Below are 1,031 nucleotides of genomic sequence, written 5' to 3'. Positions count from 1 at the left end.
TTCCGTAAGTAAGTCCATATTTGGATTTAAGAGCCTTGGTCACCTGCTCATTACGCCTGTAATCATTCCTGTCTGATAAGAGTTTGCTCTCATTGTTGATGCGGTTATACACGATATGATAATGTGGATTGTCCGTGTTGTGATGCCTTACGATGATGAATTGAGTATCGGTGATACCCATCATCTGCATGTATTCAAGGGCTATCTTAGCCATGAACTCATCCGTCAAACGTGGCTTGTCCTCTGGTTTGAAGCTCAATGCAATGTGTCCCACAGGCTTCTTAATCCTTGGATTTAGCTGCCTCTGTAGCTCGAAACTTTGCGTTATCTCGGCATTCGTGCCGAGTAACACACCATCCGAGACGATGATTTTCGCCTCGTCCTTGCCTGTAACATAGCGGATGCAACCACCAAATGAGCTGCCTTTCTTTAGCTTGCCTATCATGTGGTATCCTCATTTCTGCCCATACTGCTTGGATTCGGTTTATAACTTGCTTGGCGATACTCGCCAAGGATTTCTTTCAATCTTCTCAACAAGTCCACCACATATACATGGGTCTCATGGAAACCTCTCTGATGCGACAGCTTGGTAAGTTGGTTGAGATTGTTAGCCATACCGATGAGGTTCTTAGCGATGGCTACCGTCTCTGCGTTGTGTCCGCTGACCACCTCACCGTTCAAGGCGGACTCACGGATGTATTCCGCCAACTTGCGGTTGGCTTTTCTCGCCCTCAGCCTCAATGCCTCGTAGCTTGGCTTCGAGAACTTCACCGTGACAGACTTCGACAGCTTGCGAACCCTGCCCGTGGGCGGTCTTCCGCCCTTTCTCTTGTATTGTTCATGTATGCTTGTCATTCGATATACTGTTTACAGTTGGTACACTTACTTTCTGCGACCGTTGGGAGCAAAAAATCTCCGCCCTCATGGTGGAGCGAGGCGTTTTGGGGTTCCCAAAACATAACCTCGCTCCCTCTCAGAACACGTTAGTTGGAACTACAGCCTTTCAGCTATCCACGTCCAAGGTCGCAGAC

2 protein-coding genes are annotated in these 1,031 nt (G+C 48.1%); both read right to left on the bottom strand.

The window, feature by feature from the left end; all coding sequences use genetic code 11:
• A partial coding sequence (locus NNC77_RS16480; protein WP_254971945.1) for a relaxase/mobilization nuclease domain-containing protein occupies positions 1-445 on the bottom strand: 445 nt, incomplete at its 3' end.
• Positions 442-855 carry a plasmid mobilization protein gene (locus tag NNC77_RS16475; RefSeq protein WP_254971943.1) on the bottom strand — a complete coding sequence of 138 codons (414 nt, stop codon included), beginning with the start codon at positions 853-855 and terminating at the stop codon, positions 442-444. The genes NNC77_RS16475 and NNC77_RS16480, both read right to left, overlap by 4 nt.
• Positions 856-1,031: the final 176 nt, after the last annotated feature.

Origin of the sequence: Segatella copri (genome assembly GCF_024330485.1) — a bacterium.
GTDB classification, from domain to species: domain Bacteria; phylum Bacteroidota; class Bacteroidia; order Bacteroidales; family Bacteroidaceae; genus Prevotella; species Prevotella copri_L.
Note: the sequence above shows the minus strand (reverse complement) of the source record. Positions and strands in the feature narration are given on the sequence as shown.

What these genes read in the sequence shown, in the direction of transcription:
- NNC77_RS16475 (WP_254971943.1), bottom strand. Translation starts at nt 855, where the DNA reads ATGACAAGCATACATGAACAATACAAGAGAAAGGGCGGAAGACCGCCC.